We start from the raw sequence: 19,665 nt of genomic DNA, 5'->3' as shown, positions 1-19,665 counted from the left end.
GTGAACGGTGTGCGCGGGCTGCTGATCACGCCGCTGGCCGGCGCCGTCCTCGCGGCCGGATGCGCCGCGCCCGGCGCCGGAAACTCCTTCGATCCCGGAGACCTGCCGGCCACGTCCGGTGCGCGGGCCGCCACCGGTTCGCCGGTCCCGTCCGCCGAGACGGTCGAGGTGGGCGAGGGGCTGAAGCTCGTGGTGGAGTGGCCGGCGGCGGTCCCCGCCGAGCACAGGAAGATGTTCGAGACCTACCGCGACACGCAGACCCGGCTCTACCGGGCGGTCCTCACCCGCGGGGAGGAGGAGGGGTACGCCGCACGGATGGACGCCGAGGTGGCCCAGGAGTCCTACCGGTGGGTCAAGGACTTCCTGGACCAGCGGCGTTCGCTGAGCGGCACGGTCCGGCTCTACCACCTCCGGGTGCCCTCGGTGACCGGCGACGGCGCCCAGGTGGACGTGTGCGTCGACCAGACGGGGCTGCGGCTCACCGACGCGCGCACCGGGAAGGCCGTCACCACACAGCCCGCCTGGGCCAGGCCGCCCGAGTCCACCTACCTGCAGTCCGCCTTGATGCACCGGCAGGACGACGGGACGTGGCGGATCAGGTCCTACCGCCACGCCGTGCCGCCGCACGAACGCGCGAAGGGATGCCAACGATGAAGCGTCTGCCCGCCCTGGCCCTCGCCCTGGCCGCCATGATCGCGTTTCCCGCCCTGCCCGCCGAGGCGGCGCCCGCCCCGCCGGGCACCCCGTACGGCGAGGGGTGGCAGGAAGGGCGCAGGGCCGGTGTCACGCTGCGCAACTCGGAGATCGTCATCACCGGCGACGGCGTCGACGGCGGGCGCGGCGACGGCTACCGCGTCCCGCAGCCGTGCTGGTACGAGCCCGGTCCCAGCGCCGAGGAGATGCTCAGCAGGCAGCAGGGCGGCAGCAAGACCTGGCACATGTTCAACCGGGCCAACCCCGACGTCCAGGCCGACTTCGAGGAGCACCTGAGCCAGTACGAGGAGCGGGTCGGCGAGGACGGTCGCTGGTGGAGCTCGGCCGCCAACGACGCCGACCCGGACGCCGCGTCCTGTTACGCCGACCTCCCGCCCTACGTGTGGGTGCCCGAGGGCGAGACTCCGGCGGCCGGGATCACCATGCAGGAGCTCGCCGACCTCGCCCGCGCCGCGCTCACCGTGCCCGAGCCGCAGATCCGGCTCAACCCCGCCGCGAAGAGCTACGTCAACCTGGACACCTGGGTCTGGCTGGAAGGCGCGGGCGACACCTCCCGGTCGGTGACCGCGACCCTGCCCGGCGTCATGAGCGCGACGGTGACCGCCACGATGGACAGCCTGGAGATCGACCCCGGCACGGAGGAATGGGCGAAGGTGGTCGACGAGGGTTGCGGCCAGACCGGGACGCCGTACACGCCGGGCGGGGAGCTCACCTGCGGCGTCCGCTACCTGCGCGCGTCGCTGAACGAGCCGCGCGAGGTCTACGAGCTGACGGTGACCTCGATCTGGGAGATCACGGGCGAGGGCGAGGGCGGGATCGCGCCGTTCGCCTACGACCCGATCGAGGTCGGCGCCACCGTGGACGTGCCGGTGGGCGAGGTGCAGAGCACGGTCAGGCGGTCGGGCTCGTGACCCGCGCCTCGTGGGCCAGCAGCCATTCCTTGACCGGGGTGCCGTAGTAGTAGCCGCCGGCCCCGCCGGACGCCGGCAGCACCCGGTGGCAGGGGACGAAGGGCACGATGAGGTTCTGCGAGCAGGCCGACGCGGCGACCCTCGCCGAGCCCCGGGACAGCCCGGCGCGCTCGGCCAGCTCGGCGTAGGTGACGGTGGTCCCGGCCGGGACGTCCCGCAACGCGGCGTGCAGCCGCTGCCGGGTGGGCGAGCCCTGCCGCTCCACCGGCACCGCGTCCAGCGCGGCGAGGTCGCCGCCGAGGTAGTCCCGTACGGCATGCGCGACCGGTCCCAGGTCGCCGGACGGGGCCAGCCCCCCGGCCCGGACCGCGGGCGACAGCCGGGCGAACAGCTCGGTGGGGTCGGCGGTGAAACCGGCCGCGACGACCACCTCGCCGCGGGCCAGCAGGGACAGCGCGCCGGCGGGCGTGGGGATGACCTGTGCTTCGATCACTGCGTGCTCCAGAGGTGCAGCGCGGCGTAGGCCCGCCAGGGCCGCCACCGCGGGATGTGGTGTTCGGAGATGGCCAGGCAGCTCATGATCCGGCGGAGGGCGATGTCGCCGTCCGGCCAGGCGTCCGGGTCGCGCAGCGCCCGCATGGCGATGTAGCCGGCGGTCCACGGCCCGATGCCGGGCATCCTGAGCAGTTCCCGGGTCGTGGTGGCGGGGTCCTGCGCGCCGTCCAGGTCGATGTCGCCGTCGATGATCGCCCGGGCGATGGCCTTCAGGGACGCCGCCCGGCCGGGCGGGATGCCGGCGCCGTCCAGGTCGGCCCCGGCCAGGCTCTCCGGCGTGGGGAACGGGTGGGGGCCCGGCCGCCCGGCGCCGGCCAGCCGGCCCAGGATGCCGCGGGCGGTCGCCGGGGCGAGGCCGCGGCCCACGACGGCCCGCACGGCCAGCTCGAAGCCGTCCCACGCGCCGGGGACCCGCAGGCCGGGCCGGGCCAGGAGCAGGGGGCGCAGCGCCGACTCACCGAGGGTCTCGCTGATCGCGGCCGGATCGGCGTCGAGGTCGAGCAGGCGGCGGCAACGGGCCACGATCCTGGCCAGATGTCGGGTGTCGGCCACCGCGACCTCCAGCCTGACGTGCCCGTCCACCGGGGTCAGCGTGATCGTGCCGCCGGGCACCGTCCTGGCGTACCGGGTGGCGTCCGCGCTCTCCAGGCCGGGGATCGCCCGGGTGGCCAGGAAGCGCAGCAGGGGTCCGCCGTCGAACGGCGGCCGGTAGTTCAGCCGCAGCGTGAGCACGGGGCCGCCGGGCACGGAGCCGGTGTCCTCGGCCACGCCCGTGCCGCGCCGGCGCGGCCCCGCGGTGGCGCGCAGCTCGCCGGGGGCGAAGCCGTACGTCTCCTTCATCGTCGCGTTGAACTGCCGGACGCTGCCGAAACCGGCCGCGAACGCGACGTCGGTGACCGGCAGGGACGTCTCGGTCAGCAATTGCTTGGCGAGGAGCAGGCGTTTGGTCCTGGCCACGGCGAGCGGGCTCGCGCCCAGGTGCGCGGTGAACAGCCGGTGCAGGTGGCGCTGGGTGATGTGCAGCCGGTTCGCCAGCCCGGCCACCCCGGCGTCGTCCGCCACCCCTTCGTCGATCAGCCGCAGCGCACGGGAGACCAGGTCGCCGCGGACGTCCCAGCCGGGGTCCCCCGGGCTGATCTCCGGACGGCACCGCTTGCACGGGCGGAACCCCGCGGCCTCGGCGGTGGCGGCGTGCCGGTAGAACCGGACGTTGCGCGCCTCGGGCGTGCGCGCCGGGCAGATCGGACGGCAGTAGATCCTCGTCGAGGTGACCGCGGTGTAGAACCGCCCGTCGAACCGGGCGTCCCTGGCCGCCAGGGCGCGGTAGCACGCGGAGAAGTCGAGCTCGGTGGTCGTGGTCACGCCTCCGACACTATGCGCATCTCAGGGTGGCCGACCGGCGGGAATCGGACCTCGCCGTGCCACCCTTCGGACCGGCCCCGGGAGCGCTTACGCGGAGCCGACGCGTGGGGTCACTTGGACGAGACGCCCACGCCGAGGTCGAACTCACGGTAGACCCTGGCCCAGAAGCCGTCGCGCAGCCACACCCGGGCCTCCGGGTAGGGACGCAGGGAGTGGCCGAGCTCCTTCTCCGCCTCGATGAGCAGCTCGGTGTCGATGACCGTGGGCAGGATCGGGCCGGGCAGCAGGTCGCGGATGTTGTCCCGGCCACGGGTGAGGATCCACTTCTGCGCCACGTGCTCGCCGACCTCCTCGACGTGCGGCCGGCTCGGGCCGAGCTTGGCCACCTGGCCCGTCTTGACCGGCGGCTTCGCGCCCAGCGCGGTGCGGCCGGCGAAGACCTGGGCCGGCGACGGCGTGGCCGGGGCGGCGGGCACGGCCTGCGGGGTGCGGCTGAAGAACGGCCGCAGGAAGTCGGCGTTGATCACCTCGACCGTGTCGGCCTCCCACACGAGCCGCTCGGCCTGGTTGGTGCCGTAGGGCGGCTCGACCCCCCACAGGTGCACCCGGACGCCGAACGCCTGGGCCGCCTCCACCGCCGGCACCATGTCCTCGTCACCGGCCAGCAGGATGGTGTCGCTCACCGCGTGGTGCCGGGCCAGTGCCTCCAGGTCGCTCCTGATCTGCGCGTCCACGCCTTTCTGCTGGCCGCGCGCGTTCAGGTTGCCGAGGCGGACCTTGACCCAGGGAAGCTGGGCGATCACCCGTTGGTCCACGGTGGGCACCCGGTCACGCGCGGCGTCGTACCAATAGATCCTCAGCAACTCACCGGAAATGCGTTCTTCGGCGTGTTTCTGCAGGGCCTGGATGAGCGCATCGGCGGCGACCCGGTATTCCTTGCGCTCCTTGGCGCCCAGGAGGACCTCGCCGGCCGCGGCGTACAGATAACCGACGTCGACCAGGACGGCGTACTTGGCCGCCACAGGATGTGGCATGAGGTCCGGGATGGCCATGTCGTCCTCCAGGCCTCGGGACTAGGTGATCGGCTGACTATATTCGCCCATTTCTAGATAGTCCCAACACTTGGGGAAGTTGACACCCCATTCCGTGGACGCATCTGGTCTAAATCGGGAGGGAGCTACTCCGCCAAGCGCCAGGCCCGTGGGCCAGCGGCTTTCGCATCCTATGCGCGGGGTCACGCCAGGGGTGCCTGACTGGGAAACTCGGGCTCTCGGGTGTGGCGTCGCGCCCGGTGAGCGCGATGACGAGAGCGGCGATCTCCTCGGGGCCGGCGTCTCCGCGCACTATGCGCAGTCGCGGCTCGGTCATGCTGGTCCTTTCCGTCCTTGGACTTGTCTTGGGCTTACGCCGGTTCGCCTCGGGCCGGCGAAGTTAACTCTTCCCCATGCGCCTTGGCCGAACCCTTGACGAGATGGGCGTGGTCAGAGAGGAATGTTGCCGTGCTTCTTGGGCGGCAGCGTCTGGCGCTTGTTGCGCAGGGCGCGCAGGGCCTTGGTCACGTGCGTCCGGGTGGCCGAGGGCGCGATCACCGCGTCCACGTAACCGCGCTCCGCGGCGAGGTAGGGGTTGGCCAGCGTGTCCTCGTACTCGGTGACGAGCCTGGCCCGCTCGGCGTCGGGGTCCTCGGCGGCGGCGAGTTCCCGCCGGTAGAGGATGTTGACCGCGCCCTGGGCGCCCATCACCGCGATCTGCGCGGTCGGCCAGGCCAGGTTGATGTCCGCGCCAAGGTGCTTGGACCCCATGACGTCGTACGCGCCGCCGTACGCCTTGCGGGTGATGACGGTGACGAGGGGGACGGTGGCCTCGGCGTAGGCGTAGAGGAGCTTGGCGCCGCGGCGGATGATGCCGTTCCATTCCTGGTCGGTTCCGGGCAGGAACCCTGGCACATCTACAAATGTGAGCACAGGAATGTTGAAAGCATCGCAGGTGCGTACAAACCGTGCGGCTTTTTCGGAGGCGGCTATGTCCAGGGTCCCGGCGAAACTCATGGGCTGGTTGGCCACGACGCCGACCGAGCGGCCTTCCACCCGGCCGAAGCCGACCACGATGTTGGGTGCGAATTGCGCGTGGATCTCCAGGAATTCGCCCTCGTCGAGAACGTGCTCGATCACCTCGCGCATGTCGTAAGGCTGGTTCGGCGAGTCCGGGATCAGCGTGTCGAGGACGCGGTCCGCGGTGGTGATTTCCAGCGCCGGATCGGCTTCGAAGGCGGGCGCCTCGTCCATGTTGTTGCTCGGCAGGTAGGAGAGCAGCGCCTTGGCGAAGTCGAGGCAGTCCTGCTCGTCCGCCGCTTCGTAGTGGGCGACGCCGGACTTGGAGTTGTGCGTGTGCGCGCCGCCGAGTTCCTCGAAGGTGACCTCTTCGCCGGTGACCGTCTTGATGACGTCGGGCCCGGTGATGAACATGTGCGATTTTTCCTGAACCATCAGCACGAAATCGGTGAGGGCGGGGGAGTAGACCGCCCCGCCCGCGCACGGGCCCATGATCAGGGAGATCTGCGGGATCACGCCCGAGGCGTGCACGTTCCGCTTGAAGATCTCGGCGTAGAGGCCCAGGCTCACCACGCCCTCCTGGATCCGCGCGCCGCCGGAGTCGTTGATGCCGACCACCGGGCAGCCGGTCTTGAGCGCGTGGTCCATCACCTTGACGATCTTCTCGCCGAAGACCTCGCCCAGCGAGCCGCCGAACACCGTGAAGTCCTGCGCGAAGACCGCCACCGGCCGCCCGTCCACCGTGCCGTGGCCGGTCACCACGCCGTCGCCGTACGGCCGCTCCCGGTCGAGCCCGAAACTGGTGGACCGGTGCCGGGCGAACTCGTCGAACTCCACGAAGCTGCCCGGGTCGAGGAACGCCTCCAGCCGCTCGCGGGCCGTCATCTTGCCCTTCGCGTGCTGCTTCTCCACAGCCCTCGCGGACCCCGCGTGCGCCGCCTCGTAGATGCGGCGCTCCAGATCGGCGATCTTGCCCGCGGTGGTGTGTATGTCGATGCCGTCTGGCACAGGCTGCGTGCTCATGAGCAGCACGATAATCGCAGTTCCTGAGGTTAGGAGCCGGGTGGGGTCGCCTTGGGGCAAGATCTGGCAGAGTGAGGTTATGAGTGAGGGCATACCCGATTCGGTGCGAACGCGAGGATTGTTCAAACGATTCGGGCAGCAGGTGGCCGTCGCCGGAGTCGATCTCGTGGTGCCCCGGGGCAGCTTCGCCGGCCTCGTCGGGCCGAACGGCGCGGGCAAGACGACCACCCTCAGCATGATCACCGGTCTGCTCCGCCCCGACGGGGGGATCACCGAGATCGACGGCGTCAACGTCTGGCGCGACCCCGTGCTCGTCAAGTCCCGCATCGGCGTGCTGCCCGAGGGACTGCGGCTGTTCGAGCGGCTGTCCGGCCGCGAGCTCCTCTCCTACAACGGGCAGCTCCGCGGGATCCCCCGGCAGGAGGTGGAACGGCGGTCCGAGGAGCTGATCAAGGTCATGGACCTCGCCGAGTCCGCCGACAAGCTCGTCGTCGACTACTCCACCGGCATGCGCAAGAAGATCGGCCTGGCCGCCGCGCTGCTGCACAACCCAGTCGTGCTCTTCCTCGACGAGCCCTTCGAAGGAGTCGACCCGGTGAGCGCCAACACGCTCGTCGAAGTGCTCCAGCGCTACACCGCCTCCGGCTCCACCGTCGTCTTCTCCAGCCACGTGATGGACCTGGTGGAACGGCTGTGCGACTGGGTCTCGGTGATGAACCGCGGCCAGATCGTGGCACAGGGCCCGCTCCAGGAGGTCCGCGGCGGGCGCAGCCTCAACCAGGCGTTCCTCGACCTGGTCGGGGTCCGGGGCGGCGGAGAGGAGGAAGGGCTCACATGGCTGGGGTCCACTCCGGCGTGAGCGCGGCGCCCCCGGCCGCCGCGCCGCTGGGCCTCGGCCGGACCGTGGGACTGTTCGTCCGGCTCAAACTCCGGCTCATCGCGGGCAACCTGCGCGGCGAGCTGACCTACCGGATCGGGTTCCTGTTCACCCTGCTGGCCGCGGCGGCGGTCGCGGTGATCGGCTTCCTCGCGATGTCCCTGCTCCGCCTGGTCCCCGCCGGCATCGCCGTGGACCTCGGAATCGTCGCCTTCGCCCTGGTCTTCCTCGGCTGGGCGGTGCTCCCGCTGCTCGCCTTCGGCCTGGACGACACCCTCGACCCGGCCAGGCTCTCGCTGCTGCCGCTGCGCACCCGCCAGCTCGCGGCCGGCCTGTTCGTCACCTCGGCCATCGGGCCGTGGCCGTTCGCCTCCCTGGTCGTCACCAGCGGCGCGATCATCGGCCTGGCCGCCGGGGCGGGCGGCGCGCTGCTCGGCATGCTGGCGGTCCTGCTGCAGTTCGCCCTCTGCCTGGTCGTCTCCCGGCTGATCACCACCTCGCTGTCCAGGGTCCTGCGCACCAGGCGGGGCAGGGACCTGCTGGCGGTGGCGGCGATCTTCGTCGTGGTGCTGGCCCAGCTGCCCAACCTCGTCATCAACCGCGGCCTGTCCGGCGACTGGGCCGGCATGCTGGCCGACACCGCCGCCGTGCTGCGCTGGACCCCGCCCGGCATGGCCGCGCACGCCATGGCGGACGGCGGCCCCGCCGCCCTCGCCGAACTCGCCCTGCTCGCCGTGCTCGCCCTGCTGCTCGGCCTGCTCTGGATCGAGGTCCTGCGCCGCGCCCTGGTCACCGCCGACGCCTCCACCCAGGCCGGCGGGGTGCGCCGCTCGCGCGGCGGCGTGGCCCGCCTGCTGCCCGACGGCCAGCTCGCCGCCGTGGTCACCAAGGAGCTCAAGTACGCCAGGCGCGAGCCCAGGGGCCGGGTCGGCTGGTTCGCCTCGGTCGCGGTGACCGCCGTGCTCGGCTTCTCCCTCAGCGGCCAGTCCGACGAGTGGGCCGGCGTCGAGGGGGCGGCAGCCCTGGTGGTCGTGCCGGCCGGCCTCGGCGCCCTGATGATCGGCCTCCAGTCGTGCAACGCGTTCGGCATCGACGGCCGCTCCCTGTGGATGAACTCCGTGGTCTACGGCTCGGAGCGGGAACTGCGCACCGACCTCGCCGGCCGCCACCTCGCCGTCTCTCTGATCGCGTGCCCGCTGCTGGCCGTCCTGTCGATCATCGCCGCGCTGCTCGCCGGGAACCTGCTGTGGAGCCTGCCCGCGACGCTGACCGCCTGGGGCGTGCTCGGCCTCGCCCTCGGCGTGGGCGCGGTGACCAGCGTCATCTTCCCCTACACGACACCCGACCGGCTCAACGCCTTCACCGGGGCCGTGCCGGGCCAGGGCGGCGTCGCCTTCCTCGGCTCCTTCGCCGCGATCATCGGGACGAGCGTGCTGGTCGCGCCCATCGTCGTGCCGGTGCTTTTCAGCCTGCCCTGGCTCAGCGTGGCGGCGGTGCCGTACGGGCTGGTCGTCGCGTGGGGCGGGCGGCGGCTCGCGGCGCTGATCGGGTTCGCCCGCTTCCCTGAGTTGCTGGCGGCGGTGTCGCGCTCCGCGTGATCCACAGTGGTCTAGTCCAATGGGTGCCCCGGTATCCGGTCGGGAAAAGCCGGTCGCTACCCTTCGAGTCATGGCCGCGATCGCTTCCCAGCGGGCAGACCACGCCTCTGCCGAACGCCACAGCGCTGTCACCGAGATGCCCGATGAGCTGCGCGCCAACGTGCGGCTCCTCGGCGAGCTGCTCGGTCAGGTGATCGCCGAGCAAGGCGGTCCCGACCTGCTCGCCGACGTCGAACGGCTGCGCAAAGCCGTGATAGCCGCCCGGCAGCGGCGGCTGCCCGCAGACGAGGTCGCCGCCCTGGTGGCCGAGTGGCCCGTCGATCGCCTCGTGGAGATCGCCAGGGCCTTCACCTGCTACTTCCACCTGGCCAACCTCGCGGAGGAGCACTACCGGATCGGCATCCTGAACGAGCGCGACACCGGCGCCGTCCCGCTGGACGGCTCCCTCGCCGCCGCCGTCCAGGAGGTAGGCCCCGAACGGGTCGCCGACCTGGTGAGCGGCCTGGAACTGCGCCCCGTCCTCACCGCGCACCCCACCGAGGCGCGGCGGCGCGCGGTCGCCACCGCCATTCAGCGGATCAGCGCCAGGCTCGCCGAGTACAACACGCCGGGCGCCGCCGCGGCGGGCGTCAGCGAGCGGGCCGAGACCAGGCGCAGGCTCCTGGAGGAGATCGACCTGCTCTGGCGTACGGCACAGCTGCGGCACACCCGGCTCAACCCGCTGGACGAGGTCCGCACCGCGATGGCCGCCTTCGACGAGACGCTGTTCCGCGTGGTGCCGACGGTCTACCGCTCGCTGGACGCCGCGCTCGGCGCGGGCACCGGCACCCGCCCGCCGCTCGCCCGCGCCTACATCCGCTACGGAAGCTGGATCGGCGGCGACCGCGACGGCAACCCGAACGTCACCGCCTCCGTCACCCGGCAGGCCGTCCTCATCCAGGCCGAGCACGTGCTGACCGCCCTGGAGAACGCCGCCACCAGGATCGGCCGCAGCCTCACCGTCGGGGCGATGTTCGCGGCGCCGTCCGCCGCCCTGCGCGGCGCCATCGCCGAGGCCGCGGACGCCCACCCGGAACTGCTCGCCGAACTCGGCACCCGCTCGCCGCGCGAGCCGCACCGGCAGTGGCTGCTCTACGTCGCGGCCAGGATCGCCGCCACCCGCCGCCGCGACCTCGACCTCGCCTACCTGTCCCCGGCCGACCTGCTGAGCGACCTGCGGCTGTGCCAGGACTCGCTGGCCAGCGGCGGCGCGCCCCGGCAGGCGTACGGAGAGATCCAGCACCTGATCTGGCAGGTCGAGACCTTCGGGTTCCACCTGGCCGAGCTGGAGGTGCGCCAGCACTCCCAGGTGCACGCCGCCGCCCTGGCCGAACTCGCGGAGGGCGCCCCTTCGGAGCGGACCGAGGAGGTGCTCGCCACGATCCGGGTGATCGCCTGGATCCAGGAGCGGTTCGGCGTCAAGGCGTGCCCGCGTTACGTCGTCTCCTTCACCAGGAACGCCGGGGACATCGCCGCCGTCTACGACCTGGCCGAGCACGCGCTCGGCGAGCGGGCGCCCACGCTCGACGTGGTGCCGCTCTTCGAGTCCGGCGAGGACCTCGCGAACGCGCCGGACGTGCTGTCCGGAATGCTGGAACTGCCCGCTGTCCAGGCCAGGCTGGCCGCGACCGGGCGGCGGCTGGAGGTCATGCTCGGCTACTCCGACTCCGCCAAGGAACTCGGCCCCGCCGCCGCCACGCTCAAGCTCTACCAGGCGCAGGAGGCGCTGTCGGCCTGGGCCCGCGAGCACGACGTCAAGCTGACGCTCTTCCACGGCCGCGGCGGCGCGCTCGGCCGCGGCGGCGGCCCCGCCAACCGGGCGGTGCTCGCCCAGGCCCCCGGCTCGGTGGCCGGCCGGTTCAAGGTCACCGAACAGGGCGAGGTCATCTTCGCCAGGTACGGCCACGCCGCCATCGCCCGCAGGCACATGGAACAGGTGACCAACGCCGTCCTGCTTGCCTCCACCGCCTCGGTCGAGGAGAGCACGGCCGCCGCCGCGGACAGGTTCCGCGCGCTCGCCGAGCAGGTCGCCTCGGCGTCCGAGCGGGCCTACCGGGGCCTGACCGAGGCCCCCGGCTTCCCCGAGTGGTTCGGCCTGGTCAGCCCGCTGGAGGAACTCGGCTCGCTCAGCCTCGGCTCCCGCCCGGCCCGGCGCGGCCTCGGCGCCCCCCGCTCGCTGGACGACCTGCGCGCGATCCCGTGGGTCTTCGCCTGGGCGCAGACCCGGGTCAACCTGCCCGGCTGGTACGGCCTGGGCAGCGGCCTGTCCGCCGTGGTCGGCACGGACTCCGGCCTCGCGGAGCTGAAGCGGGCCTACGCCGAATGGCCGCTGTTCGCCTCGCTGCTGGACAACGTGGAGATGTCGCTGGCCAAGACCGACCGCGCGATCGCCGAACGCTATCTCGCGCTCGGCGGCCGAGCCGACTTCGCGGCCCAGGTGCTGGAGGAGTACGACCTGACCCGCAGGCTGGTGCTCGCCGTGACCGGCCACGGGCGGCTGCTGGAGAACCGCCGGGTCCTCTCCCGCGCCGTCCAACTGCGCGACCCCTACGTGGACGCGCTCTCCCACCTCCAGCTCCGCGCACTCTCCGCACTCCGCTCAGGCGACCCGCTGTCCGACGACGAACGAGAGCGCCTCTCAGTCCTCCTCCTCCTGACGGTGAACGGCGTAGCCGCCGGCCTGCAGAACACCGGCTGACACGCCCACCCAACAGCAACCGGCCCCCCACCAGTGCGCGGGGCGCCGGTTGCGGGTGTCGGGTGTTGGTGGGGCGTCCCCTGATGGTGGAGCCTCCCGTGTTGGGGGGTGTCGGGTGTTCGTGTGTGGGGTGCTGGTTCGGGGTGTCACAGGTCGAGGCGGCCGGGGTCGGTGTAGACGTTGAACCGCTCTCCGCGTAGAGAGCCCACCAGCGTCATGCCGAACTCCCCGGCCAGGCTCACCGCCAGCGACGAGGGCGCGGCCACCCCGCACACCACCGGCACCCCCGCGACCAGCGCCCTGCGCACGACCTCGTAACCGACCTCGCCGCCGACCAGCAGAATGTGCCCGGCCAGCGGCAACCGGCCGGCCAGCAGCCCCCACCCGGTCAGCTTGTCCACCGCGTTGACCGCGCGCACATCCGTGCGAACGGCCACCGGCGTCCCGTCGAACCCGAACAGCCCGGCGGCGAGCAGACCACCCCCCTTGCCCTGCGCCATCCGCTCCGGCAGCCCGCACAGCACCTCGGCGGAGATCCCCCCACCCGTCTCCCCGAGTGGAACCGCCCCCCGCCCCCGCAACGCCTCGATCCCCGCCGCCCCACACACCCCGCCCGCCGCCCCAAGCAACGCCCCAAGCCCAGGAGGCTCAGGCGGCCCGGACGGCTCAGTCCCCACCGGCTCGGGCGCTGGAGGCGTCGGCCCCACCGGCTTTGGCGCCCCTGACTCGGGCGCCCCTGACTTGGGCATCACTGGCTCGGGCGCTGGAGGCGCCGGCCCCACTGGCTCAGGCCCTACTGGCCGAGGCCCCACCGGCTCGGGCCTGGGCGGTGCAGGCGGTGGCCCAGGCGGCTCAGGCGGCCCGGCAGGTCGAGGCGGCCACGGCGGCCCGGGCGGGTTCCGAGGCTCAGCCGGCCTGGGACGCTCCGGCGGTCCTGACGCTCCTGATGGTTTAGGAAGCCCAGGAGGCCCGCTCGGTGCTGACGGCCCAGGAGGCTCGGGAGGCCCGCTCGGTCCGGAGGGCTTGGGTGGCTCGGAGGGAGCGGGTGGTATGGGGTGTCCCAGTGCTCTTTGGGGTGCTGAAGACTCAGGTGGTCCGGGCTGCTTCGATGGTTCGGACGGTTCGACCGGTCCGAAGTGATCCTTTGCTTCGATTGGTGCGCCGTGTTCTTGTGGTGCTGGTGCTGGTGCTGGTGCTGGTGCTGGTGCTGGTGCTGGGGTCGGGGTCGGGGTCGGTGTTGGTGGGTGGGAGCGGAGGCGGACGGTGACGGTGTTGTAGCGGGCCTCGGCGGGCACGTCTTCGTCCGTGCAGTAGCCGATGGCGGCGATGTCCCCTTCTACGGCCACGCCCTCGCCGTACAGGAAGCCCGCCGCGAGCTCGAAGTCGGCGCCCGGCGTGCGCATGGTGACGGTCAGGGTGCGCCACGGTGCGTCCGGCCCTTGGCCCGCCTGGACCCTGATCTCCAGCGGCTCCTCGGTGGCAAGCTCCTCGCGCCGCTCCCGGGCCACGCCGCCGATCACCTCCCGGATCCGCGCCCTGGTGGCGGGCCCCGGCCGCCAGGCGGTCACGCCCCGCACCCCTCACCAGCCGACCACCCGTCCCCCGGCCGCACACCCCTAGGCCGCAAAGCCCTCGGCCCCACGACCTCAAACCCCACGACGCTCAGTCCCTCAACCCTCGACCCCACGACGTTCAGGTCCACGCTCTCCGGCCTCTGGGTCTTCAACCCCGCGACCGTCGGCCGTACGGTTTGTGGGCGTCGGTTTGTGGGTGTGGCGGGTGTTCTGGGGTGGCGTGCGGGGACGGGTTGGGTGGTCACCGGAGCCTCCTTGCCGGGGTTTTCAAACACTTGCGCGATACCATCCGAGCGTACACGAGGGTGTGCGTTGCGTTGCGGAGCGTGTGGACGTCGTGTTCAGCGGGCCGGAGGCGAGATGATGGCCTCGTGTCCGAATCGCCTTACTCTGATCTTGAACGGCCGCCGCTCTCGGAGCAGGCGCTGAACCGTGCCCTGGTGCGTCCGGGCTCCCTGTGGTCCGCGATCGGCGTCGTAGGCGAGACCGGGTCCACCAACGCCGACCTCGTCCGGGCGGTGCGAGACGGCGCGGGGGAGGGGACCGTGCTCGTCGCGGAGTCGCAGACGGCGGGTAGGGGAAGGCTCGGGCGGACGTGGTCCACGCCGCCGCGCTCGGCCCTGACGTTCTCGATGGTGCTGCGCCCGGTCGTGCCGATCACCCGGTACGGCTGGCTGACGCTGCTCGTCGGGGTCGCCGTCGCGACGGCGGTGCGCAGGCTTGCAGAGGTGGACGCCCGGCTGAAGTGGCCCAACGACGTGCTGATCGGCGAGCGGAAGCTGGCCGGCGTGCTCGCCGAGCGCGCGGGGGACGCCGTGGTCGTCGGTGTCGGGCTCAACGTCAGCCTGCGCGAGGAGGAGCTGCCGGTGCCGACCGCCACCTCGCTGACCCTCCAGGAGGCGGCCTGCACCGACCGCGACCCGTTGCTGCGGGCGGTACTGCGCGAGGTCGAGAGCCACTACCGCGACTGGACGGAGGCGGACGGCGACGCGGACGCCTGTGGGCTGCGCGCGGCCTATCTCGCGTCCAGCGCGACGATCGGCTCCCGGATCAGGGTCGAGTTGCCGGGCGAGCGTACGCTGACCGGCCTGGCCGCCGGGATCGATCCCGCGGGGCACCTCGTGGTCACCCCCGACGACCCCGCCGAGGGCCCCGAGCGCGTCCTGAGCGCCGGCGACGTCGTCCACGTCCGCCCCCGCACCTGAGACCCCAGCGGTCGTTCACACAGGGCCCGGTCCTCGCGGTCGTCCACAGGTCGGGCATTCGCCGTCGTCTACAGGTCGGGCATTCGCCGTCTTCCGCAGGTCGTGCAGGTGTATTCGCCCGCCGTCCACAGGCCGGGCAGGTGTATTCGCCGTCGTCCACAGGCGGGGCGAGTGCGTGGCCGGAGGGCGGGCGGGCGTGCCACGATTTGGCACATGGGTCTGCCCGATCACCACCTGACCGACGGCGAGACGCTCGTCAGCTCCTTCCACCCACACTGGAAGCGGCTCGTCGTGCCCGTCGTCGCGTTCGTCCTCATCGTCGTCGCCGCGGCGGCGGCGATCTGGTTTCTGCCCTCCGACTTCTCCTATGCCTTCCAGGCGCGGATCGCGGTCGCGGTCATCGCCGTCCTTCTGCTGATCGTCTGGTCCGTCGTGCCCTACCTCCAGTGGCGGACCACCTCCTATCTGCTGACCAGCCACCGCTTCACGATCAGTTCCGGCCTGCTCAGCAAGTCCACCGACGAGATCCCCATGAGCAAGGTCAACACCGTCAGCTCGGACCAGACGCTCGTGGAGCGGCTGTTCGGCAGCGGCACGCTGGTGGTGGAGTCCGCGGGGGAGCGGGGACAGCTTGCGCTGAGGGACATCCCGCGGATCCAGGAGGTGCGCTCACAGCTGTTCCGCCTGGTGGAGGACGCTCCAGACGAAACCCCGGATTAAAGGTGAGGTCCCCTCATATGGGACGTCGGGCGGGGTCGTGGCGTAATGTCCAGGGCTGGGGGGATGGATGGGTGATTCGGAAGTGGCCGGGCGTTCCGTGCCGGAGACTGCCAGGCGTGGCGGCGCGGACGGTTCGGGCCGTCGTGTGCCCGGCGACGCCTCTGTCACAGGCGATCCCGCCGTGACGGCAGACGCCGCTTCCGCCGTCGTGGGACATATCGCCGTTGCGGCAGACACCGCCGTCGTGGGGCATGCCGCCGTCTCGGGAGACGCCGCCTCCGCCATCGAGGGAGACGCCCCCTCCGTCGTCGCGGCAGACGTCGGGGTCGCGGGAGATTCCCCCGTCGCGGGAGATTCCGTCGTCGTGGAAGGTTCCGCTGTCGTGGGAGATTCCTCGGTCGTGGAGGATGCCGCTTCCGCCGTCGTGGACGGCGGGGGCGGGCGGTCTCTGTTGGACGGGGGTGGGATTCCGCTGGTGGGGGCGGCGGGGCGGCCCACGGCGGAAGAGGTCGAGCAGGTCTTCGTGGGTCCGACGGCGCGGTACACCAGGATCGAGGTGGCCGCCATCGCGGGCGTGCCGCAGAGTCTGGCCGAGCGCATCTGGCGGGCACTGGGCTTCGCCACCCGCGCCGACGACGCCGTCGCCTTCACCGACGCCGACGTGGCGGCGCTCCAGCGGGTCCGCACGATGCTGGACCGGGGGCTGCTGAACGAGCGCACCGTGATCCGGATGGCCAGGGCGCTCGGCCAGACAACGGCCCGGCTCGCCCAGTGGCAGGCCGAGATCATGATCGACGCCGTGCTCGACGGCCGCAGGCACCCGGCGGACGAAGACCTCGCCAAGGTCCTGTCCACCGCCGAGCGGTTGCTGCCCGACTTCGAGCACGTGCTGCTGCACGTCTGGCGGTCCCAGCTCGCCGCCGCGGGCACCCGCCTGCTCACCGTGACCGACCTGAACGACGAGATCGTGCCCACCCGGCTCACCCTCGCCGTGGGCTTCGTCGACCTGGTCTCCTTCACCCAGGTGTCCAGGGAGCTGGACGAGCACGCGCTCGGCGACCTCGTGGAGGGGTTCGAGGCGCGCGCCGCCGACGTCATCGCCGCGCACGGCGCCCGGCTGGTCAAGACGCTGGGCGACGAAGTGCTGTTCACCGCGATGACGCCGCGCTTGGCCGCGGAGATCTCCCTCGACCTGGTCGAGGCCATCACCGGCGCGGGCGACGGCCCCAACGTGCGGATCGGACTGGCCCACGGCCCCGTCGTGCCCATGATGGGCGACGTGTTCGGCACGACGGTCAACCTCGCGGCCCGGCTCACCGCCATCGCCCGGCCGGGCACGATCGTGATCGACGGCAGCATGGCGCAGGCGCTCGACGACGCACCGGATCTGGAGATCCACCGCATTCGCCGCCGTCCCGCCCGCGGTTTGGGAGTCGTGCAGCCATATGTCTTGCGACGGCCTCCCTGATCGGTGGTAAGCAAGGGCAGAATCGCGATCGTTGGTTTGTCGAGAGTGAGGTGCGGGCGATGCCGTACGAAGTGCGTGGTGTGGTGGCGCGGGGCAAGGGGGAGGCCGTCTCCCTGGAGACCGTCCTGGTGCCGGACCCCGGACCGGGTGAGGCGGTGGTGAACGTCCAGGCGTGCGGCGTCTGTCACACCGACCTGCACTACCGGGAGGGCGGCATCAACGACGACTTCCCGTTCCTGCTCGGGCACGAGGCCGCCGGGGTCGTGGAGGCCGTCGGGCCCGACGTCACCGGCGTCGAGCCGGGCGACTACGTGATCCTGAACTGGCGGGCCGTGTGCGGCAACTGCCGTGCCTGCCTGCGTGGCCGTCCGTGGTACTGCTTCGCCACGCACAACGCCGCGCAGAAGATGACGCTGGCGGACGGCACGGTGCTCAGCCCGGCGCTCGGCATCGGCGCGTTCGTGGAGAAGACCCTGGTGGCGGCCGGTCAGTGCACCAAGGTCGACCCCAAGGCCAAGCCCGCCGTGGCCGGTCTGCTGGGCTGCGGCGTGATGGCCGGGCTCGGCGCCACGCTCAACACCGGCAACGTGACCCGCGGCGACAGCGTGGCCGTGATCGGCTGCGGCGGCGTGGGCAACGCGTCCGTGCTGGGCGCGTCCCTGGCCGGCGCCTCGAAGATCATCGCGGTCGACGTGGACGACCGCAAGCTCACCTGGGCGCGCGACTTCGGGGCGACCCACACGGTCAACTCGCGCACGACCGACCCGGTGGAGGCGATCCGCGAGCTGACCGGCGGCAACGGCGCCGACGTGGTGATCGAGGCGGTCGGCCGCCCGGAGACGTACAAGCAGGCGTTCTACGCCCGCGACCTCGCCGGGACCGTGGTCCTCGTCGGGGTGCCGACCCCGGAGATGACGCTGGACCTGCCGCTGCTCGACGTCTTCGGCCGGGGCGGCGCGCTCAAGTCCTCCTGGTACGGCGACTGCCTGCCCAGCCGCGACTTCCCCATGCTCATCGACCTCTACCTGCAGGGCCGGCTCAACCTCGACGGCTTCGTCTCCGAGACGATCGCCATCGACGAGGTGGAGGAGGCGTTCGCCAAGATGCACCGCGGCGAGGTGCTGCGCTCGGTGGTGGTCCTGTGAGCGTTCACGCGGAGCGGGCGGGCGAGAGGAGCGGCCGATGAGCATCGACCACGTGGTGACCTCGGGCACCTTCAGCCTGGACGGCGGCACCTGGGAGGTCGACAACAACGTCTGGATCGTCGGCGACGACCAGGAGGTCGTGGTGATCGACGCCGCCCACGACGCCCCGGCCATCCTCGACGTGGTGGCCGGTCGCCGGGTCAAGGCGATCATCTGCACCCACGCGCACAACGACCACGTCAACGCGGCGGGCGCGCTCGTCGAGGCGACCGGCGCCCCGGTGCGGCTGCATCCCGCCGACGACATGCTGTGGAAGATGGTCTATCCCGACGCGCCCGGCTACGCCCCGCTGGCCGACGGCGACGCGTTCACCGTCGGCGGGATCCGGCTGGAGGTGCTGCACACGCCGGGCCACGCGCCCGGCGCGGTGTGTCTGCACGCCCCCGAGCTGAAGACGGTCTTCACCGGCGACACCCTCTTCCAGGGCGGCCCCGGCGCGACCGGCCGGTCCTACTCGTCCTTCGACACGATCATCGAGTCGATCCGCGGGCGGCTGCTCAGCCTCCCTGCGGACACCGTCGTCCGCACCGGCCACGGCGACTCCACCACGATCGGCGCCGAGGCCCCGCACCTGGAGGAGTGGATCACCCGGGGACACTAGCCCCGGACCTAGCCCCGGACAGAGAGGGACCCGCCGCGCAGGTGCAAGGGCGCGGCGGGTCACACGTCGGTCGTGGAGGCCGCGGCATCGCGTGAGGAATGCCGCGGGGATGGAGACCGCAGCGCGGGTGGATAAAGCCGGACGGGCCCAGGTCCAGGGCAGGGCCGAGGGCACAGCGTGGGTGGCCGGCGTGGCGTGAGTGCAACGGCCAGGTGGGTGCGGGGCGCGGCAGGGTGGGAGACCGTAGCGCGCGGGTGCCGGAGCGAGACGGGTGTGGGTCTGCGGTGGGGTGGATGGGCGCGGTGGGGTGAGGTGGGGGAAAGGGCTGTGGTGGGATGAGGTGGGGGAAAGGGATGTGGTGGGGGGAAGGGCTGTGGGGGGGTTATGCGGCTGGGGCCGGGTGGCCGGTGTCGCGTTCCGTCGCCGGTGTTCGCTGGGCGCGGGGCTCGTGGCGGTACAGGATTCCCCGTGCGGCCACCACGACGCAGCACACGCCTAGCAGCAGCCCCCACAGGACATCCGTGACGAAATGCATGCCCCGGTACAGCCGGGAGAAGCCGACGATGAGCGGGACGGCCGCGCCGAGTGCCCAGATCGCCACCTGGAGCGGCCGGTTGCGGACGCGCGTGCTGAGGATGAGCGCGACCGCGCAGTAGAACCCGACGGCGGCGCTGACATGGCCGGAGGGGAAGCTGGAGGTGGGTGGGGCCGGGTCGAGGTGCCGTACCGGCGGCCGGTGCCGGTCGATGAGCACGGTGGTGGTGAGGAAGACCAGCGACTGGCTCCAGACGGCCACGACGAGGAACGCCGACTCGCGCCAGCGCCGGTACGCGAGCCGGAAGACGATCGCGCCGATCGCGGTGAGCGCCACGATGTACGGGGTGTCCGACAGGCTGGTGCCGTAGTCGGTGAGCGTGTTCCACAGGGCGGTGCGGTCGGCGGCCATGCCCCTGCTCACGGCCGCCTCACCGGTGGGCCACGCGAGGACCAGCCGCCCCGCGCCGTACGTCATCGCGGTGAGCAGGAGCAGGGGTGTGACGATCGACAGAGCGTAGTACTTCACA

Annotated in this window: 18 protein-coding genes; 11 read left to right on the top strand and 7 right to left on the bottom strand. The window is 72.1% G+C overall.

From position 1 onward, the window contains the following. Nucleotides 1-9 precede the first annotated feature (9 nt). Both QSK26_RS02805 and QSK26_RS02800 read left to right on the top strand, forming a co-directional pair. A complete protein-coding gene (locus QSK26_RS02805) occupies nt 10-654 on the top strand; it encodes a hypothetical protein (RefSeq protein ID WP_285773326.1) in 645 nt (214 codons plus the stop codon). Next, on the top strand, nt 651-1,625 hold the full coding sequence (locus tag QSK26_RS02800) for a hypothetical protein (protein ID WP_285773325.1): 975 nt from the start codon (nt 651-653) through the stop codon (nt 1,623-1,625). The genes QSK26_RS02805 and QSK26_RS02800 overlap by 4 nt, the downstream gene beginning before the upstream one ends. Here QSK26_RS02800 and QSK26_RS02795 read toward each other — a convergent pair. The 5 genes from QSK26_RS02795 to QSK26_RS02775 all read right to left on the bottom strand — a co-directional run bounded on the left by QSK26_RS02795 (nt 1,606) and on the right by QSK26_RS02775 (nt 6,616). Next, nucleotides 1,606-2,118 carry a methylated-DNA--[protein]-cysteine S-methyltransferase gene (locus QSK26_RS02795; protein ID WP_285773324.1) on the bottom strand — a complete coding sequence of 171 codons (513 nt, stop codon included), beginning with the start codon at nt 2,116-2,118 and terminating at the stop codon, nt 1,606-1,608. The genes QSK26_RS02800 and QSK26_RS02795 overlap by 20 nt on opposite strands. After that, a complete protein-coding gene (locus QSK26_RS02790; RefSeq protein ID WP_285773323.1) occupies nt 2,115-3,542 on the bottom strand; it encodes an AlkA N-terminal domain-containing protein in 1,428 nt (475 codons plus the stop codon). Before QSK26_RS02790 ends, QSK26_RS02795 begins: the two co-directional genes overlap by 4 nt. A 110-nt stretch (nt 3,543-3,652) precedes the next feature. Next, on the bottom strand, nt 3,653-4,594 hold the full coding sequence (locus QSK26_RS02785) for an NYN domain-containing protein (protein ID WP_502888656.1): 942 nt from the start codon (nt 4,592-4,594) through the stop codon (nt 3,653-3,655). Nucleotides 4,595-4,703: 109 nt separating this feature from the next. Then, complete coding sequence (locus QSK26_RS02780) at nt 4,704-4,910, bottom strand: acyl-CoA carboxylase subunit epsilon (protein WP_285773321.1); 207 nt, start codon at nt 4,908-4,910, stop codon at nt 4,704-4,706. Between the two features lie 113 nt (nt 4,911-5,023). Further along, entirely contained in the window at nt 5,024-6,616 is a 1,593-nt protein-coding gene (locus QSK26_RS02775) for an acyl-CoA carboxylase subunit beta (protein WP_285773320.1), read from the bottom strand. 79 nt (nt 6,617-6,695) lie between these two features. Between QSK26_RS02775 and QSK26_RS02770 the strand changes: the two genes are divergently transcribed. From QSK26_RS02770 to QSK26_RS02760, 3 genes are all read left to right on the top strand, one after another. Continuing rightward, complete coding sequence (locus QSK26_RS02770) at nt 6,696-7,475, top strand: ABC transporter ATP-binding protein (protein ID WP_285773319.1); 780 nt, start codon at nt 6,696-6,698, stop codon at nt 7,473-7,475. After that, complete coding sequence (locus QSK26_RS02765; RefSeq protein ID WP_285773318.1) at nt 7,451-9,091, top strand: hypothetical protein; 1,641 nt, start codon at nt 7,451-7,453, stop codon at nt 9,089-9,091. Before QSK26_RS02770 ends, QSK26_RS02765 begins: the two co-directional genes overlap by 25 nt. A gap of 70 nt (nt 9,092-9,161) precedes the next feature. After that, a complete protein-coding gene (locus QSK26_RS02760; protein WP_285773317.1) occupies nt 9,162-11,828 on the top strand; it encodes a phosphoenolpyruvate carboxylase in 2,667 nt (888 codons plus the stop codon). A 146-nt stretch (nt 11,829-11,974) separates the two neighbouring features. Here QSK26_RS02760 and QSK26_RS02755 read toward each other — a convergent pair whose 3' ends face one another. Next, nucleotides 11,975-12,409: a formate dehydrogenase accessory sulfurtransferase FdhD gene (locus QSK26_RS02755; protein ID WP_352244279.1), complete on the bottom strand. Its 435-nt coding sequence runs from the start codon at nt 12,407-12,409 to the stop codon at nt 11,975-11,977. A gap of 745 nt (nt 12,410-13,154) precedes the next feature. Between QSK26_RS02755 and QSK26_RS41695 the strand changes: the two genes are divergently transcribed. The 6 genes from QSK26_RS41695 (at nt 13,155) to QSK26_RS02725 (ending at nt 18,601) form a co-directional block, all read left to right on the top strand. Next, complete coding sequence (locus QSK26_RS41695) at nt 13,155-13,448, top strand: hypothetical protein (protein ID WP_352244278.1); 294 nt, start codon at nt 13,155-13,157, stop codon at nt 13,446-13,448. A gap of 325 nt (nt 13,449-13,773) precedes the next feature. After that, nucleotides 13,774-14,607 carry a biotin--[acetyl-CoA-carboxylase] ligase gene (locus QSK26_RS02745; protein WP_285773316.1) on the top strand — a complete coding sequence of 278 codons (834 nt, stop codon included), beginning with the start codon at nt 13,774-13,776 and terminating at the stop codon, nt 14,605-14,607. Nucleotides 14,608-14,820: 213 nt separating this feature from the next. Then, entirely contained in the window at nt 14,821-15,327 is a 507-nt protein-coding gene (locus QSK26_RS02740) for a PH domain-containing protein (protein WP_285773315.1), read from the top strand. A 382-nt stretch (nt 15,328-15,709) separates the two neighbouring features. Then, nucleotides 15,710-16,795 carry an adenylate/guanylate cyclase domain-containing protein gene (locus QSK26_RS02735; RefSeq protein ID WP_352244277.1) on the top strand — a complete coding sequence of 362 codons (1,086 nt, stop codon included), beginning with the start codon at nt 15,710-15,712 and terminating at the stop codon, nt 16,793-16,795. Nucleotides 16,796-16,854: 59 nt separating this feature from the next. Beyond that, a complete protein-coding gene (locus QSK26_RS02730; protein WP_285773314.1) occupies nt 16,855-17,940 on the top strand; it encodes an S-(hydroxymethyl)mycothiol dehydrogenase in 1,086 nt (361 codons plus the stop codon). A gap of 37 nt (nt 17,941-17,977) precedes the next feature. Continuing rightward, the gene (locus QSK26_RS02725) at nt 17,978-18,601 is read left to right on the top strand and encodes an MBL fold metallo-hydrolase (protein WP_285773313.1); all 624 of its coding nucleotides are present in this window, start codon (nt 17,978-17,980) and stop codon (nt 18,599-18,601) included. A 382-nt stretch (nt 18,602-18,983) separates the two neighbouring features. On the opposite strand, the gene QSK26_RS02720 is transcribed toward QSK26_RS02725, so the two are convergent. Beyond that, on the bottom strand, nt 18,984-19,664 hold the full coding sequence (locus tag QSK26_RS02720) for a phosphatase PAP2 family protein (RefSeq protein WP_285773312.1): 681 nt from the start codon (nt 19,662-19,664) through the stop codon (nt 18,984-18,986). Nucleotide 19,665 lies beyond the last annotated feature (1 nt).

The organism is Microtetraspora sp. NBRC 13810 (assembly GCF_030268685.1).
Lineage (GTDB): Bacteria > Actinomycetota > Actinomycetes > Streptosporangiales > Streptosporangiaceae > BSRQ01.
The sequence above is the reverse complement of the archived record's forward strand: the minus strand, read 5'-3'. Positions and strand labels throughout refer to the sequence as shown.

Bases quoted from the DNA above. Each gene is read 5' to 3' on its own strand.
- QSK26_RS02725 (WP_285773313.1), top strand. From the start codon at position 17,978: ATGAGCATCGACCACGTGGTGACCTCGGGCACCTTCAGCCTGGACGGC.
- QSK26_RS02740 (WP_285773315.1), top strand. From the start codon at position 14,821: ATGGGTCTGCCCGATCACCACCTGACCGACGGCGAGACGCTCGTCAGC.
- QSK26_RS02800 (WP_285773325.1), top strand. From the start codon at position 651: ATGAAGCGTCTGCCCGCCCTGGCCCTCGCCCTGGCCGCCATGATCGCG.
- QSK26_RS02760 (WP_285773317.1), top strand. From the start codon at position 9,162: ATGGCCGCGATCGCTTCCCAGCGGGCAGACCACGCCTCTGCCGAACGC.
- QSK26_RS02780 (WP_285773321.1), bottom strand. From the start codon at position 4,910: ATGACCGAGCCGCGACTGCGCATAGTGCGCGGAGACGCCGGCCCCGAG.
- QSK26_RS02785 (WP_502888656.1), bottom strand. From the start codon at position 4,594: ATGGCCATCCCGGACCTCATGCCACATCCTGTGGCGGCCAAGTACGCC.
- QSK26_RS41695 (WP_352244278.1), top strand. From the start codon at position 13,155: ATGTCCCCTTCTACGGCCACGCCCTCGCCGTACAGGAAGCCCGCCGCG.
- QSK26_RS02770 (WP_285773319.1), top strand. From the start codon at position 6,696: ATGAGTGAGGGCATACCCGATTCGGTGCGAACGCGAGGATTGTTCAAA.
- QSK26_RS02730 (WP_285773314.1), top strand. From the start codon at position 16,855: ATGCCGTACGAAGTGCGTGGTGTGGTGGCGCGGGGCAAGGGGGAGGCC.
- QSK26_RS02765 (WP_285773318.1), top strand. From the start codon at position 7,451: ATGGCTGGGGTCCACTCCGGCGTGAGCGCGGCGCCCCCGGCCGCCGCG.
- QSK26_RS02775 (WP_285773320.1), bottom strand. From the start codon at position 6,616: ATGAGCACGCAGCCTGTGCCAGACGGCATCGACATACACACCACCGCG.